Raw genomic sequence first — 14090 nt, 5'->3', positions numbered from 1 at the left:
GCGGGCGTACGCCTATGGCCTCGGCGCCCCTTTGGAGACTCATGGAAGCTGACAGACGACTCCTCCGACAGGCGCGCGAGCGACTCGACGGGTGGACCTACACGGCCCGCGACCGGGCCTACCGCGAGCTGTTCGCCGGCGACGACGCTGCCGTCACCGCCGAGGAGCGGCAGCTTCTCGACGAGGTGGACGCGGAGCTCGCGGGCGACGGCGGCGACGGACTCTGGGGGACGGACGAGTACGCGGTCGTCATGGGACATCCGAAGAATCACCCGATTTCGGTCGTCTGCACCCGCCACCCGGAGATTCCCTCGTCGTGGTCGCGGGGCGGGGAGAGCCTGACCGAACCGGAGCGCGAGCAGTTCAACGACCTCCTGTGGGACTACTGCGAACGCGTCCGCCGGTACGTCCAAGACGAGGTCAACGAGTTCGTCGGGGTCGCCGGCGTCCCCGAGGAGTAATCCGAGGCCGATGCGCGTCATCCACCCGGCGGACCACCGGCCCTGTTATCGCTGCGGCGAGCGCGCCGACGTGGTCGTCGCCCGCGGCCACGACCTGCGGTACTGCTGCTGGGACTGTTCGTACTCGCTTCTCGAACACGGCGGCGTCATCGTCGCGGGCGAACTGGGGAAGTCGCGACCCAGACCCCCGTGAGCCGGTGGCAGGCCGCCAGAGCCCCGGATATCGCCGCTCTGGAGCTCCGTTCGCCTCGATTCCGACGCCGTGAGAACGAGTCCCGCATTCAAGCCCGCGGAGACCCTACCGGTCGACTATGAGCGACGCAGATACGCTGGACGCCGTCCGTGAGTTCGAACACGACGGAACCACGTACAAGATGGCGGACCTGACCGTTCTGGAAGAACAGGGGCTCTGCGAACTCGACCGACTGCCGGTGAGCATCCGCATCCTGCTTGAGTCCGTGCTGCGAAACGTCGACGGCGACATCGTCACCGAGGAGGACGTGCGGAACGCCGCCTCGTGGGAGCCGGACGTGCCGAACGTCGAAGTCCCGTTCACGCCGTCTCGCGTGGTGCTACAGGACCTGACGGGCGTGCCCGCGGTCGTCGATCTCGCGGCGCTCCGGTCGGCCGCCGACCGCGCCGGGAAGGACCCGAAACTCGTCGAACCCGAAGTCCCCTGTGACCTCGTCATCGACCACAGCGTGCAGGTGGACTTCTTCGGCTCGCCCGACGCCTACGAGAAGAACGTCGAACTGGAGTACGAGCGCAACGCCGAGCGCTACAAGGCGCTCAAGTGGGCGCAGAACGCCTTCGACAACTTCAGCGTCGTCCCGCCGGGGACGGGCATCGTCCACCAGGTGAACCTCGAACACCTCGGGCGCGTCGTCCACGACCGCGAGTGGCGCGGCGACCGCTGGCTCCTCCCCGACACGCTCGTCGGCACCGACAGCCACACGCCGATGATAGGCGGCATCGGCGTCGTCGGCTGGGGCGTCGGCGGCATCGAGGCCGAGGCGGCGATGCTCGGCCAGCCCATCACGATGAAGCTCCCCGAGGTCGTCGGAGTCAAACTCGAGGGCGAACTCCCCGAAGGCGCGACCGCGACCGACCTCGTGTTGCACGTCACCGAACAGCTCCGCGAGGTCGGCGTCGTCGACCGGTTCGTCGAGTTCTTCGGCCCCGGCGTGGGGAACCTCTCGGTCCCCGACCGGGCGACCATCTCCAACATGGCCCCCGAACAGGGGTCGACCATCAGCGTCTTCCCGGTCGACGAGGCGACGCTGGACTACCTCGAACTCACGGGCCGCGAGCCCGAACACATCGAACTCGTCCGCGAGTACCTCGACGCGCAGGGCCTCTTCGGCGAGCAACACCCCGAGTACACGGAGACGGTCGACGTGGACCTCTCCGCCGTCGAGCCGAGTCTCGCCGGGCCGAAGCGCCCGCAGGACCGCGTCGCCATGGGCGACATGAAGGCCCACTTCCGCGAACTCCTCTACGGCGAGTTCGAAGACACCGTCGACGACGTGGACGAGGAGGCCATCGTCCGCTGGCTCGGCGAGGGCGGGGGCGGGGGCGACCCCGACGGCGAACTCGCGGGCGACGGCGGGACGCTGACCGAGACGCCAGAGACGGCCCCCGAAGAGCCCGACCTCGGGGAACTGACCAAACGCGTCGAAGTCGACCTCGGCGGCGAGACGGTCGAAATCGGCCACGGGAGCGTCGTCGTCAGCGCCATCACGTCCTGTACGAACACCTCGAACCCGTCTGTCATGGTCGCCGCGGGCCTCCTCGCGCGCAACGCGCTGGAGAGGGGTCTCGACGTGCCCGAGTACGTCAAGACGAGCCTCGCGCCGGGGAGCCGCGTCGTCACGGAGTACCTGAAGAAAGCCGACCTGCTCCCGCACCTCGAAGCGCTCGGCTACGACGTGGTCGGCTACGGCTGTACGACCTGCATCGGCAACGCCGGCCCGCTTCCGGAACCCATCGAGAACGCCATCGACGAACACGGGCTGTGGACGACGAGCGTCCTCAGCGGCAACCGCAACTTCGAGGCGCGCATCCACCCGAAGATTCGCGCGAACTACCTCGCCAGCCCGCCGCTCGTCGTCGCCTACGGCCTCGCCGGCCGGATGGACATCGACCTCGAGACCGACCCGCTCGGTACCGACGACGAGGGCAACGCCGTCTACCTCGCCGACATCTGGCCGGACGCCGACGAGATTCGAGAGACCATCCACGACAGCGTCGACCCGTCGATGTTCCGCGAGAAGTACGCCGAGGTGTTCGAGGGCGACGAGCGCTGGGAGGCGCTCGAAGCGCCGACCGGGGACGTGTACGACTGGGACGACGAGTCGACCTACATCCGCGAGCCGCCGTTCTTCACGGACTTCCCGCTGGAGAAACCCGGCGTCTCCGACATCGAGGACGCCCGCTGTCTCCTGACGCTCGGCGACACGGTGACGACCGACCACATCAGCCCCGCCGGGCCGTTCGGGTCGAAGCTCCCGGCCGGCCAGTGGCTCATGGACCACGGCGTCGACCCCGTGGACTTCAACACCTACGGCTCCCGCCGCGGGAACCACGAGGTGATGATGCGCGGGACGTTCGCCAACGTCCGCATCGAGAACCAGATGCTCGACGACGTGGAGGGCGGCTACACGGTTCACCACCCGACGGGCGAGGAGACGACCGTCTTCGAGGCGAGCCAGCGCTACCGCGGGGAGGAAACCCCGCTCGTCGTCCTCTCGGGCGTCGAGTTCGGGACCGGTTCCAGCCGCGACTGGGCGGCGAAGGGCACGGACCTCCTCGGCGTGCGCGCGACCATCGCCGAGAGCTACGAGCGTATCTACCGGGACAACCTCGTCGGCATGGGCGTCCTCCCGCTCCAGTTCGAAGACGGCGACTCGTGGGAGTCGCTCGGCCTCGACGGCTCCGAACAGTTCGACATCCGCGGCCTCGACGACGGCCTCGAAGTCAACGACGAACTGACCGTGGTCGCCACGAAGAACGACGGAACCGAAATCGAGTTCGACGTGACCGCGCAGGTCGGCACGCCCGCCGCGGTGACGTACGTCGAAAACGGCGGTATCCTCCACTACGTACTCCGTCGGCTCCTGACCGAGAACTGAATCAGGACGCTGCGCCGGTGAACTGAGTCGGGGCGGCGACCGGCCGCCTTCGACCCACGCGTCGGACTCGCCGAGAATCACGAACCGCCGAAGACGCGTAGATTCATCAGCCGTGGAGTGCTATGTTGTGGCATGGCAACCGTGACACCGGCGGTCCGCCCGACGTGGACAGACCTCATGCGTCGCGGAGCGGCGACCGCGGCGGTCGCGACCGTCACGAACGCGCTCCTCTTGACGCTCGTCCTCGAAACGGGCCTCGTCGAACCGTTCGCGCCGCTTTCGTACCCGCCGGTCGTGTTCCTCTCGGCCGCCGGCGCGGTCGCGGCGACGCTCGTCTACGGGCTGCTCGCGGGCCGTGTCGCGGACACGGACCGGACGTTCTTCAGGGTCGCCGTAGCGGTGCTCGTGGTGTCTTTCGCACCCGACCTCGGACTCCTGTACGTCGACCCCGGAGCGACGGTACCGGGCGTTCTCGTGCTGATGCTGATGCACGTCGTGGTCGCGGCGGTCTGCGTGGCGTCGCTCACCGAACTCGGCTGGGGCGTTCCGGAGGGTAAACGGCCGGACGCGACCGACGAGTGACCGCCTGACGCTCGACGCGCGGGCGCTCCCGTGTTACCCTCATTTAGGACAGCCTAAAAACCGAAGACACTATGTTGTTTTAGGTTGCCCTAAATGATATGACCAGAGCGGATTCCGAGGCAACCGCGTCGACGGCGCCCTCGCAGGGAGACTGAGATGAACGCTGAGCGCACCGCGGGCGTCAGGGACGCGCTGGACCGCGTCGAACGCGAGCGCGAACAGGTGCTGGCGAAGCGGCGGGCAGTCGAGCGGTTCGAGCGGCGCGTTCGAAAGCTCGCCGCACGGCCGGAGCGTCCACCGAGCGGGACCGCCCGAGCGACCGCCTGCGGGACCACATCGATACCCGCGACGACGCGACGAGACGCCGGCGCTGGCCCGGGGCGACGGCGGGTCCGCGAGCTATTCGCGGAGACGATACGACCACACAGCGTCTCCGACGTGAACGGGTCCGAACCGCTCGCGGTGACGATTCGCGAGGAGTTCGGCCCGGAGGTCGCGACGGCGCTCTCCCCCGACGCCGGGGGGCGGTTCACACCGGCGGTCAAGGAGGCGGTCGTGTCGGCGGCGACGGACCGGCAACGGGGACTCGACGGGATGCGCCGGGCGCTCGACGCCGAGGAACGGTCACTCCGGGCTGCGCTCGCCGTGCTGGACGAGTGCGAGAACTGGCTGGGGCGGGCGGACGCGACGCCGCTTTCGGAACTGGGGTTCGAGGGACTCCAGCGGCGTCACGAGACGCTCGCCGACCACCGGGAAGCGTGTGACCGGCTCGTTCACGAGCGACAGCGGCATCTCGACGGGGCGACCCGCCACACCGCGTCGGTCGAAATCGACCACCGGTTTCTCGCTGAGTATCTCTACGAGGACCGCGCGACCGACTACCCGGTCTTGACGGCCGCGACCCGCGCGGCGGGCGTCTGCGTGGATTGCCAGCGGGCCGTTCGCGACCACCTCGTCCGGCGCGTATGATCGGCGCGCCGCAGTACCTCCTCACGCTGTACATCGCCGAGCGGGAGGACGACGAGGAGACGCCGATTTCGCCGGGCTACGTCGCCGACGCGCTCGACCGCTCGCCGCCCGCGGCGACGGAGCGCCTCCAGAACCTCGACGCGAAGGGGCTCGTTCGCTACGAGCCCTACGAGGGCGCGACGCTCACCGACGAGGGCCGCGACGCCGCCGGAGAGCTCTACGACACCTACCGAATCCTCTCGCGGTTCTGTCGGGACGTGCTCGGCGTCGACGACCACGAAGACGAGGCGATGCAACTGGTCGGAAACGTCAGTCCGACGGTTGCCGAACGGCTCGCAGCGACGCTGCTCCGCGGGGGCGACAACCGCGGCGAAGCGACCGAGGCGGGCGAGGCGGCCGAATCGGCGTCGCAACCCTCTCCCGACAGCCCCGCGAGCTGAACACGTCGCGGTAAAGTCGCCCGATACTGACAATTGACAACAAATGCCACGCAAATACCGCCGCAGAACCGCACCCTTTTTGTTTTAGGTTTCCCTAAACCCTCGTAATGGCCGCTGGTACGCAGTCGAACGCTGAATCCGCGTCGGAACCGGACCGACCCGACTCCCCCGAGATATCCGTCTGCAAGGGCGGGCCGGGGAAGTCGGTGTTCATGGAGTCGGGCAACAGCGATGGCTGGATTTCGAGCGACGTGACCGTCGACGTGACGCGGTAACTCCGTTCGACCTGGGTTGCGCGGAGTGTGGACCTGACGAGCGCAGTAGCTGAACAGCGCTGGCAGCTGTCGCAACAAAAAGCGTCGAACGTCGGAAACGTCGGAACGGGGGCGTCGTCCTCCGACGCGTCGGCGGCGGTGCCTACTGGACGAGCGTGTCGTCTTCGAGGTAGTGGTCGATGACGTGGGCGTGTTCTTCGATTTCGATGAGCTGCTCGCGGAGCATGTGCGCCGTCGCGTGGTCGCCGAGACCCGCGGCGAGTTCGATGTGTTCGCGGTAGCTCTCGATGATGTCGCCGTACATCTCGAGGTCGTTCGAGAGCGACGTGCGGATGTCGTAGACGTCCTCGTCTTCGGGTTCGACGGTCGCGGCCTCGCTCAGCGCGGGCATGCTGGCGTGGGGGACGCCGCCGATGGACTGGAGGCGCTCTGCGATTTCGTCCGCGGCCGCCTCGACTTCCTCGTAGGCCTCCTGGAGGAACTCGTGGATGCGGAGGTGCTCAGCTCCCTCGACGTTCCAGTGGTGCTTGTGGAGCTGGTGGTAGAGGACGTAGGCGTCCGCGAGGTCGGTGTTCAGCGCTTCGATTATCTGTTCGGCCTTTTCGGTGTCGAGCCGAACGGGGTTGTCGCCGACGCTGCCTGCTTCCTTGAGGACTGACTTCTGCGTGCTCATTACAATCAGTAGTTGGGGCTGAGGCCACTTAATACTTATCCGAGAACAAACAATTTTTCGTGTGGCCTAAAACATCGTTTTCCGGAATCGCCTGATTGCTTCTAAAACGACGAATGATGCGTGTGAGATGGACGCACGGGACGGGGCGTGGAGTCCGGTCGTTGGAGAGGACCGCCCACGAGCTATCATATTCGTTATGATTGTTCTGAGCGGTCGGCGCGGTGTCTCGTGGGGGTCGGAACGCGCGTTCCAACCGTCGGCGCTACCGACTGCGAGACTGCGGTAGAGTCCATCAAGAAACGTGTTCGAATCCAATCTGTCGGGTCGAACGCTCGCGTCTCGAATACCCGACTGAGCGCCGATATCGCACAGCAACGGAGGATACACTATGGGCTCGATTCCGTATGAAGAACGTATGGGCCCTATGGGGTTCGAACCCATGACCACCCGGTTATGAGCCGAGCGCTCTGACCAGACTGAGCTAAGGGCCCTCGGTCGATTCTTTCCCGTCGTCCCTCTTATGTCTTATCAGAAGCCGCCGCCGGCGAATCGGAGACGAACCGCTCACCGGCGCGAGAAACGGAGAAGCGCCACCGCCAGGACTCGAACCTGGGACAACCTCGTTAACAGCGAGGTGCTCTACCAACTGAGCTACGGCGGCTTTCGTCTGCACTCTCTCGTATTCGATGTTTCTTGATAGGGCTTTCGTTTTTACCCGACGGCTGGCGGATGCCACCGCCTGACGCGGTCGGGGGAGCACCGTCACGCTTTCGCCCGCCCGCGGGAAACCAGCGGGCATGACGAACTCGGACCTCGACGCGGTCGTCGCCGCGGTCCGCGAGCGCATCGACCCCGACGAGGCGGAGCGTCGGGCGCTCGCGGAGGCCGCGTCGGCCCTCGAATCCCGCGTCCACGACGCCCTCGCGGACCTGCCGGTGGACGCCGACGCGCTCCAAGTCGGCAGCACCGCCCGCGGCACGTGGCTCTCGGGCGACCGCGACATCGACCTGTTCGTGCGCTTCCCGGCCGACCTCGACCGCGAAGAGCTCGAAACGTACGGCCTCGAAGTCGGCCACGCCGTCCTCCCCGACGGCCACGAGGAGTACGCCGAACACCCCTACGTGAAAGGCGACTACGACGGCTTCGACGTGGACCTCGTCCCCTGTTACGACGTACCCACCGCCTCCGACATCCGCTCGGCGGTCGACCGGACACCCTTTCACAACGCCTACCTGACCGAACGCCTCGACGACGACCTCGCGGCCGACGTGCGCGTCTTCAAACGGTTCCTGAAGGGAATCGGCGCGTACGGGAGCGACCTCCGCACCGAGGGCTTCTCCGGCTATCTCGCCGAACTCCTCGTGGTCGAACACGGCGGCTTCGAGCCGCTGCTTCGGGCGGCCGCCGACTGGAGCCCGCAAGTCGATTTCGACCCGGAAAACCACGGAACGCGGCGTTTCTCGGACCCGCTCGTCGTCATCGACCCGACCGACCACGAGCGGAACGTCGCCGCGGTCTGCTCGGCTGAGAACGTCGCCCGGCTTCAGCACTACGCCCGCGACCTGCTCGCTGAGCCGCGCGAATCGCTGTTCTTCCGGCCCGACCCGCCGGCGCTCGACGCCGACGGCGTTCGGGGTCACCTCGACCGCCGCGGGACCACGGCCGTCGCCGTCGTCTTCGACTGCCCGGACCTCGTGGACGACCAGCTCTACCCGCAGCTGAGAAAGTCGCTGACCGGCGTCGCCGACGGCCTCGACAGGCGCGGCTTCGACGTGTTCCGGCGCGCGACGTTCGCCGCCGACGCCGACGAGGGCGACGCCGTCCTCTTCGCGGAACTCTCCGTGGCCGAGCGTCCCGCGGTCGAGCGCCACGAGGGGCCGCCGGTCCACGTCCGCCGCCACGCCGAGGGGTTTTACGGCGCGTACGAGGACGGCGACGACCACTACGGACCGTTCCTCGACGGCGACCGCTACGTGGTCGAGCGGGAGCGGGAGTTCACCTCGGCGACCGACTTCCTCGAAAGCGACGCGCTGTTCGACGTGGCGCTCGGAAAACACGTGAAATCGACGCTCGGGGAGGACGGCTACGACGTGCTCGTCGGCGACGACGTGGCCGCGCTCGCCGAGTCGTTCGGCGCCGAGTTGGGTCGTTACTTCGCGCCGAGACCGTGAGCGGCGCGCACGTCGTCGACTAGCTCGACGTTCTTCTCGTCGGGGTCTTCCTCGGGGTCCATCGCGATGCGACCGTCGAACGTCTCGTGGACGGTCGCGACGCCCTCGGAGAGCGTGTCGAGGCCGTAGCCGCCTTCGAGGACGAAGGCGATGGCGGCGTCGGTCGCCTCACAGAGGTCCTGGACGCACTCGGTGAGCATCGCGTAGCCCTCGGTCGAGACGCGCATCCGCGAGATGGGGTCGTGGCGGTGGGCGTCGAAGCCGGCGCTCACGATGAACAGGTCGGGGTCGAACCGCTCGACTGCGGGGGCGACCGCCTCGTCGAACGAGTAGACGTAGTCGGCGTCGCCCGCGCCGGCGTGGAGCGGCACGTTGAGAGTCGTCTCCTCGCCGTCACCCTCGCCGGTCTCTTCGACCTCGCCCGTGCCGGGGTAGAGGCCGTCCTCGTGGATGGACGTGTAGAACACGTCGCCGCGGTCGTAGAAGATGTCCTGCGTACCGTTGCCGTGGTGGACGTCCCAGTCGAAGATGGCGACGCGCTCGGCGAGGCCGTCGTCGATGACCGCCTGCGCGGCGACGGCGGCGTTGTTGAAGAAACAAAAGCCCATGGCGTCGTCCTCGACGGCGTGGTGGCCCGGGGGGCGGCCGAGCGAGAACGGCGTGTCGCGGCCGTCGTCGCCGTCGAGGGCGGCCCGGGCGGCCCACTCCGCGAGACCGGCGGAGGTGAGCGCGGCGTCCCACGACGCCTCGACGGCGACGGTGTCGGGGTCCCAGTTACCGCCGCCGTCGCGACAGAAGTCGTGGAACTCGTCGACGTAGCCGTCTTCGTGGACGGCCGCGACGGTCGATTTCTCGGCGGGGGGCGCATCGACGTACTCGACGCCGTGGCGCTTCGCCAGCCCGCGTCGTATCGCGCGGAGTCGGTCGGCCGTCTCGGGGTGCCGCGGCCCGGTGTCGTGGTCGAGACACGTTTCGCTGTAGCCGAATTGCATTATTCGAAGAGGGAGAAGTAGGTCTCGATGTCCTCGGATTGGACTGTCCGTCGGTCGGCGTGGTGGGCGAGTTTGACGGCGGCGCCCGCCACGTTGACGGCGTAGTCTTCGAGGATATCGGCCAGGGCGATTCGAGCGTCCATCGCGACGCGGTAGCGGTCGTCGATTCGGAGGCGGGCGATGCGGTCGATGGGGGCGATAGGGAGGAGGAGTTCGTCGCGGTTGACGACCTGCTGGACGCCGAAGTCCTCGGCCATCAACGTCTTGCGACCGTCCGCCGTCGCCCGGTCGGCGGCGTCTATCGCGAGTTCGGCGCCGTGGTCCTGAATCCGGCGGGCGAGCGCCTCGGCGGCGCCGGCGCTCACTCGCAACTCACCTGCGTTCTGCCGGATAATCGCGTCTACCGGGGCGAACGGTAGCTCGACACTCATACCCACATATCGGGTCCGTGCGGCGTATAATCCTTTCCGTCGCGGCCCCTTCTGTATTTTATCGCACGCAGCGCTCCCGAGCGGTGAAATTTCGCTGTGAGAACCCGCAAAACCGGACGAACGATGAGTGGGATTCGATGGCCCGCCGACGGCGGGGCGGTGTGCGACTGCCGTCGATTCGCCGCTTCGCAGCGCCGTCGTTTCGTCGCGTCCTCGTCGTTACCGCTGTGCGCCGGTGTGGACCTCGACCGTCTCGGCGCTGATGCGGCCGTCGGTCTCCGTGCCGGAGACCGTCACCTCGTCGCCGAGGCCGAGGTCGGCGTCGGTGTCGACGGTCTTGGTCTCCGTGCCGTCGTCGAGGATGACCGGCGTCCCGGCCTGCACGACCGTCCCGGTGAACTCGACCGACTCGCCGGCGGACCCCGTCGCAGCCGCGTCCGAGGAGGTCCCGCCGTCCGCGGCGGACGTGTCGTCGGACGACCCGGACGATCCACCGGACGAACCGTCACCGGAGAACGCGCCGAGGCCCTGATCGCTCGGCGGCGTCGGTGCCGAACCGCCGGCGTCGGTGCCGGCCGCACCCTCGGGGGCCTCGTCCATCACGGTGACGGACGACCGCCAGCCCGCGGAGGCTTCGAGGTCCTCCTGCCAGCCCTCTTTTATCTCCACGTCGGTGATGACGACGTAGTCCGCGAGGTCGACGTCGGCGTCGGCCTTCTCGCCCCAGAGGGCGACCCGGATGTCGCCGGTGCCGTCCTTGACGCGGATGTTGCGGACCTGTCCCTCGGAACCGTCGTCGCGGTCGAAGGTGCGCTTGCCGTCCGCCTCGATGACGCCGCCGGCGATGTCGACCGTCTGGCCGAGTTCGAGCGTGCCGATGTCGGTCGTCTCGGGGACGTACTCGATGTCCTCGTCGATGACTTCGACCGCGCCGCGGGAGCCGACGTGGAGTTCGAGCGAGCCGTCGCGCTCGCGGACGTAGCCGTCGACGACCTCGACCGACTGGCCGGTCTCGAGTTCCTCGGCGAGGTCCGCCCGCTCGTCCCAGAGCGTGACGCGGACGCGACCGGTCGGGTCGCCGACGGAGAGGTTCGAGACGCGGCCCTCGGTGCCGTCGTCGCGGTCGAACGTCCGGACGGTTCCGGTGTCGAGAATCTTGCCCTCGAGGTTCACGTCCGAGAGGCCGAGCGCGAGGTCTTCGACGCGGTAGGTGTCGAGCACCTGCACGTCGACCTCGGCGTCGAGGTCCTCTTCGACCTTGCTCGCGCTGACCTCGACGCCGTTGTAGCCGTCTTTCGGGCGACCGCCGATGCGGAGGACGGTTCCGACTTCGAGGTTCTCCTTCGCGCCGGCGGCCATCTCGTCCCACAGCGAGACGCGGATGCGGCCGGTCTCGTCGGCGACCTCGATGTTGACGACCCGCCCGTCTTCGTCCTCGCCGTCGCGTTCGAACGTCCGGACCTCGCCGATGCTGACGACCTTGGCGAGGAATTTCACGTCCTCCATGCCCGGTTCGATGTCGGCGATGCCGTTGACCTCCTCGTCGCGCAGTTCGTGGGCGATGAGCATCGCCGCCGTCTCCTCGTCGGCGAGGCCGCCCATCTGTTCGACCTTGTCGTTGACCGCCGCCTCGAACTTCTCGAACTCGACATCGGTGTCGAGGTCGTCGTAGACCTCCCGAATGACGCCCATCAGGCGTCACCTCCCGGAACGAAGCGCGCGCGTCGCGGCAGACCAAACGTCGTACTCATACTATGGACGAACAGGGAAGGGCGGCGCTTAAGCGTTGTTTTCCTCCGGATTGGACCGCCGAACCGGCCGCGCGAATCGAACGACATAGCGGGGGTGGCCGCGGCCTCGGATTTGAACCTTCGGACCGTCAGGCGTCCGCGTCGACGCGGGCGACCTCGCGGCGACCGTCGGCGTCGTCGTGGACGACGACCGCCCGACCGGGGAGGCCGCTTTCGAACCTGAGCGTCGCCTCGTAGCCGCGGGCGACCGGCGATTCGGCGCAGTTCTTCACGTCGGTCCGCTCGACGGCCTCGACGACGAGCGTGGCCGTGTCCGCGTCGGCGTCGTAGTCGGCCCGCGCGAGTCGGGCGATGGTACACTCGGTCGCCCCCGAGACACAGCCGACGACCGAGAACCCGGTCTCGGTCTCGGTCGCGAGCGCCCCGTCGGCCGGACAGGCGTCGGCGCGGACGGGCGTGAACGAGCGCCCGACGAGTCGCGGACGGCGGGGGGCCTCCGTCGGCGTCGGCGACGCGGTTCCGGTCTCGGTGCTCGCCGCCGACTGCTCCGCCGCGTCGTCGCCGCTCGCGCACCCCGCGAGCGAGGCACACAGTCCGGCGGTTCCGAGGAGGAGCGCGCGTCGATTCACACACGAGGCTAGGCTCGCCGGCGAAAAAGTCCTTTGCGTGCGGTACGCACGGTCGCCGCGGCGGCGGAAACGCGCCGGAGACGGCGTGAGAAACGGTCGTCGTTCACGCCGGAGACCGGGTTCCGTGCCCGGCGTTCGACGCCAGCCTCGTGCCGTGGTCCCGCGGTTCACTGGGAGTTCACATCGTAACCGTCTTAAGTAACCGTCGAGTACCGAAGAATGCAGCAAGACAGTCCTGATAGGGTAGTGGACTATCCTCCTGGCTTGCGGAGCCAGGGACCGGAGTTCAAATCTCCGTCAGGACGTTTCTCTCTGGGAACTAACCTTCGAGAGCCTTCTGTTCTCTCGGGTCAGTCCACGTTCTCCGTACGGAAACCTGAACGGGGAATGACTTCGCCGCGACCGGGTTCAGCGCACGTCAGAACTCGACGTGGGCGGCCAGTCCGAGGTCCACTTCTTCGACCCCGTCGAGCACTAGGTCGGCCATGCGGCGCGCTCCGTGTTCGCTGAAGTGCGTGTCGTCGGCGATTCCATCGGGATAGTTCGGGTGTTCGCCCGGCTCCAGATGGTTGTAGAGCGCCGTCGAATCCGCGGGGCCGAGTTCCTCTAAGAGCGACCGCGTTCGCTCGTCCATGTCGATAAACGGCACGTCGCGGTCGCGCGCGACGGCTCTCGTCAGGTCGGCGTACTCGTGGTGGGTGTCCTTCGGGACGCCGTCGTCGTCGAAGTGACGGCGCGCGATGGAGGTGAGCAACACGGGCGTCGCCCCCTGCTCGCGCGTCTCGCCGACGAACTTCCGGAGGTTGTCGACGAACGCCTCCTCGGTCGTGTGCTGTTCCTTCGACGGCACCTCGTCGTTGTGGCCGAACTGGACGAACACGTAGTCGGTCTCGGTCAACTGCCGGACGACGGGACGCCAGCGACCCTCCTCCAGAAACGTGCGGGTGCTCCGGCCGTTTCGGGCGTGATTCGCCACCGCGACGGCGTCGTCGAAGCGGTCGGCGAAGGGCATTCCCCAGCCGGTTTCGGGACGCTCGTTCACATCCTTATCGGCCATGGTAGAGTCCCCGACGAGATGGACGGTAATCGACTCGGACGACATTTCGATAGCGCTCGTCCGGGCGGCGTATAGAGTCACCGGTCGGGTCAATCCGCGGGGCGAACGCGTCCCCTAACCGTCGCTAACGGGAGCCTACCCGTCGCGGGTACGAACGTAGCGGTTGACGAAACCGAACCCGGACCCCCGAGCGCACTCGGCAGTCTGGCCGGAAAAACGAGCTTACGCCTCGTCGTAGGGCGGTTCGAGGCCGGGCGACCGCTCGTCGTCCTCGCGGCGGCGGACCGACGAGGTCGTGCGCGGCCGCTGTGGACGGGGGCGAGGCGTCTCCTCGGACCGGGGCTTGGTGGCCCACGACCCGTGGCAGTCCCGACAGTAGTTGCCTTTGTACGCCCGCGTGAACAGGTACTGCTCACCGCAGCGGATACAAACCGGGGACTGGGTCATCGTACGACACCTCGGACGAGGGTTTCGAGGGCATTCATATGCTATCATACCACATATGTTCTCGAGAGGCATAAGTATGCA

The 14090-nt window shown here is 67.6% G+C and carries 15 protein-coding genes and 3 tRNA genes; 9 read left to right on the top strand and 9 right to left on the bottom strand.

Features of this window, described 5'->3' with window-relative positions:
- Positions 1–41: 41 nt before the first annotated feature.
- The 7 genes from C457_RS02820 (at position 42) to C457_RS20515 (ending at position 5858) form a co-directional block, all read left to right on the top strand.
- Positions 42–461 carry a DUF7539 family protein gene (locus C457_RS02820; protein ID WP_008091801.1) on the top strand — a complete coding sequence of 140 codons (420 nt, stop codon included), beginning with the start codon at positions 42–44 and terminating at the stop codon, positions 459–461.
- 10 nt (positions 462–471) lie between these two features.
- Complete coding sequence (locus C457_RS02815; RefSeq protein WP_004973290.1) at positions 472–654, top strand: hypothetical protein; 183 nt, start codon at positions 472–474, stop codon at positions 652–654.
- A 118-nt stretch (positions 655–772) separates the two neighbouring features.
- Positions 773–3592 carry an aconitate hydratase gene (locus C457_RS02810; RefSeq protein ID WP_008091797.1) on the top strand — a complete coding sequence of 940 codons (2820 nt, stop codon included), beginning with the start codon at positions 773–775 and terminating at the stop codon, positions 3590–3592.
- Between the two features lie 132 nt (positions 3593–3724).
- Positions 3725–4174, top strand: a complete 450-nt coding sequence (locus C457_RS02805) for a DUF6069 family protein (RefSeq protein WP_049913352.1) — start codon at positions 3725–3727, stop codon at positions 4172–4174.
- Positions 4175–4330: 156 nt separating this feature from the next.
- The gene (locus tag C457_RS02800; RefSeq protein ID WP_008091793.1) at positions 4331–5143 is read left to right on the top strand and encodes a DUF7260 family protein; all 813 of its coding nucleotides are present in this window, start codon (positions 4331–4333) and stop codon (positions 5141–5143) included.
- A complete protein-coding gene (locus tag C457_RS02795; RefSeq protein ID WP_008091791.1) occupies positions 5140–5583 on the top strand; it encodes a metal-dependent transcriptional regulator in 444 nt (147 codons plus the stop codon). The genes C457_RS02800 and C457_RS02795 overlap by 4 nt, the downstream gene beginning before the upstream one ends.
- A gap of 107 nt (positions 5584–5690) precedes the next feature.
- Positions 5691–5858 (top strand): hypothetical protein, encoded by a 168-nt coding sequence (locus tag C457_RS20515; RefSeq protein WP_004973301.1) that lies wholly within the window; start codon positions 5691–5693, stop codon positions 5856–5858.
- 142 nt (positions 5859–6000) lie between these two features.
- On the opposite strand, the gene dpsA is transcribed toward C457_RS20515, so the two are convergent.
- From dpsA to C457_RS02780, 3 genes are all read right to left on the bottom strand, one after another.
- Positions 6001–6531, bottom strand: a complete 531-nt coding sequence (gene dpsA / locus C457_RS02790) for a DNA starvation/stationary phase protection protein DpsA (RefSeq protein ID WP_008091787.1) — start codon at positions 6529–6531, stop codon at positions 6001–6003.
- Positions 6532–6947: 416 nt separating this feature from the next.
- Positions 6948–7022 (bottom strand) — tRNA-Ile (locus tag C457_RS02785).
- Between the two features lie 97 nt (positions 7023–7119).
- Positions 7120–7192: transfer RNA gene (locus C457_RS02780), tRNA-Asn, on the bottom strand.
- A 136-nt stretch (positions 7193–7328) separates the two neighbouring features.
- Here C457_RS02780 and cca point away from each other — a divergent pair.
- On the top strand, positions 7329–8702 hold the full coding sequence (cca, locus tag C457_RS02775) for a CCA tRNA nucleotidyltransferase (protein ID WP_008091786.1): 1374 nt from the start codon (positions 7329–7331) through the stop codon (positions 8700–8702).
- Here cca and C457_RS02770 read toward each other — a convergent pair.
- The 4 genes from C457_RS02770 to C457_RS02755 all read right to left on the bottom strand — a co-directional run bounded on the left by C457_RS02770 (position 8681) and on the right by C457_RS02755 (position 12505).
- Positions 8681–9694 carry a histone deacetylase family protein gene (locus C457_RS02770; protein WP_008091784.1) on the bottom strand — a complete coding sequence of 338 codons (1014 nt, stop codon included), beginning with the start codon at positions 9692–9694 and terminating at the stop codon, positions 8681–8683. The genes cca and C457_RS02770 overlap by 22 nt on opposite strands.
- Positions 9694–10125, bottom strand: coding sequence for a histone (locus tag C457_RS02765; RefSeq protein ID WP_008091782.1), 432 nt, complete (start codon positions 10123–10125; stop codon positions 9694–9696). The genes C457_RS02770 and C457_RS02765 overlap by 1 nt, the downstream gene beginning before the upstream one ends.
- 219 nt (positions 10126–10344) lie before the next feature.
- Positions 10345–11817, bottom strand: coding sequence for a single-stranded DNA binding protein (locus tag C457_RS02760; protein WP_008091781.1), 1473 nt, complete (start codon positions 11815–11817; stop codon positions 10345–10347).
- A 187-nt stretch (positions 11818–12004) separates the two neighbouring features.
- Positions 12005–12505, bottom strand: a complete 501-nt coding sequence (locus C457_RS02755) for a hypothetical protein (protein WP_008091779.1) — start codon at positions 12503–12505, stop codon at positions 12005–12007.
- 232 nt (positions 12506–12737) lie between these two features.
- Here C457_RS02755 and C457_RS02750 point away from each other — a divergent pair.
- Positions 12738–12810, top strand: a tRNA-Arg gene (locus C457_RS02750).
- Positions 12811–12923: 113 nt separating this feature from the next.
- On the opposite strand, the gene C457_RS02745 is transcribed toward C457_RS02750, so the two are convergent.
- Together C457_RS02745 and C457_RS02740 are read right to left on the bottom strand one after the other, a co-directional pair.
- The gene (locus C457_RS02745; protein WP_008091777.1) at positions 12924–13607 is read right to left on the bottom strand and encodes a rhamnogalacturonan acetylesterase; all 684 of its coding nucleotides are present in this window, start codon (positions 13605–13607) and stop codon (positions 12924–12926) included.
- A 177-nt stretch (positions 13608–13784) separates the two neighbouring features.
- Positions 13785–14009 carry a DUF7564 family protein gene (locus C457_RS02740; RefSeq protein WP_008091774.1) on the bottom strand — a complete coding sequence of 75 codons (225 nt, stop codon included), beginning with the start codon at positions 14007–14009 and terminating at the stop codon, positions 13785–13787.
- Between the last annotated feature and the right edge of the window lie 81 nt (positions 14010–14090).

Origin of the sequence: Haloferax prahovense DSM 18310, from assembly GCF_000336815.1 — an archaeon.
Lineage (GTDB): Archaea > Halobacteriota > Halobacteria > Halobacteriales > Haloferacaceae > Haloferax > Haloferax prahovense.
The sequence above is the reverse complement of the archived record's forward strand: the minus strand, read 5'-3'. Positions and strand labels throughout refer to the sequence as shown.

Coding starts and splice junctions, on each gene's coding strand:
- C457_RS02800 (WP_008091793.1), top strand. CDS start 4,331: ATGAACGCTGAGCGCACCGCGGGCGTCAGGGACGCGCTGGACCGCGTC.
- C457_RS02745 (WP_008091777.1), bottom strand. CDS start 13,607: ATGTCGTCCGAGTCGATTACCGTCCATCTCGTCGGGGACTCTACCATG.
- C457_RS02820 (WP_008091801.1), top strand. CDS start 42: ATGGAAGCTGACAGACGACTCCTCCGACAGGCGCGCGAGCGACTCGAC.
- C457_RS02810 (WP_008091797.1), top strand. CDS start 773: ATGAGCGACGCAGATACGCTGGACGCCGTCCGTGAGTTCGAACACGAC.
- dpsA (WP_008091787.1), bottom strand. CDS start 6,531: ATGAGCACGCAGAAGTCAGTCCTCAAGGAAGCAGGCAGCGTCGGCGAC.
- C457_RS02805 (WP_049913352.1), top strand. CDS start 3,725: ATGGCAACCGTGACACCGGCGGTCCGCCCGACGTGGACAGACCTCATG.
- cca (WP_008091786.1), top strand. CDS start 7,329: ATGACGAACTCGGACCTCGACGCGGTCGTCGCCGCGGTCCGCGAGCGC.
- C457_RS02770 (WP_008091784.1), bottom strand. CDS start 9,694: ATGCAATTCGGCTACAGCGAAACGTGTCTCGACCACGACACCGGGCCG.
- C457_RS02815 (WP_004973290.1), top strand. CDS start 472: ATGCGCGTCATCCACCCGGCGGACCACCGGCCCTGTTATCGCTGCGGC.
- C457_RS02765 (WP_008091782.1), bottom strand. CDS start 10,125: ATGAGTGTCGAGCTACCGTTCGCCCCGGTAGACGCGATTATCCGGCAG.
- C457_RS02795 (WP_008091791.1), top strand. CDS start 5,140: ATGATCGGCGCGCCGCAGTACCTCCTCACGCTGTACATCGCCGAGCGG.
- C457_RS02740 (WP_008091774.1), bottom strand. CDS start 14,009: ATGACCCAGTCCCCGGTTTGTATCCGCTGCGGTGAGCAGTACCTGTTC.
- C457_RS02760 (WP_008091781.1), bottom strand. CDS start 11,817: ATGGGCGTCATTCGGGAGGTCTACGACGACCTCGACACCGATGTCGAG.
- C457_RS20515 (WP_004973301.1), top strand. CDS start 5,691: ATGGCCGCTGGTACGCAGTCGAACGCTGAATCCGCGTCGGAACCGGAC.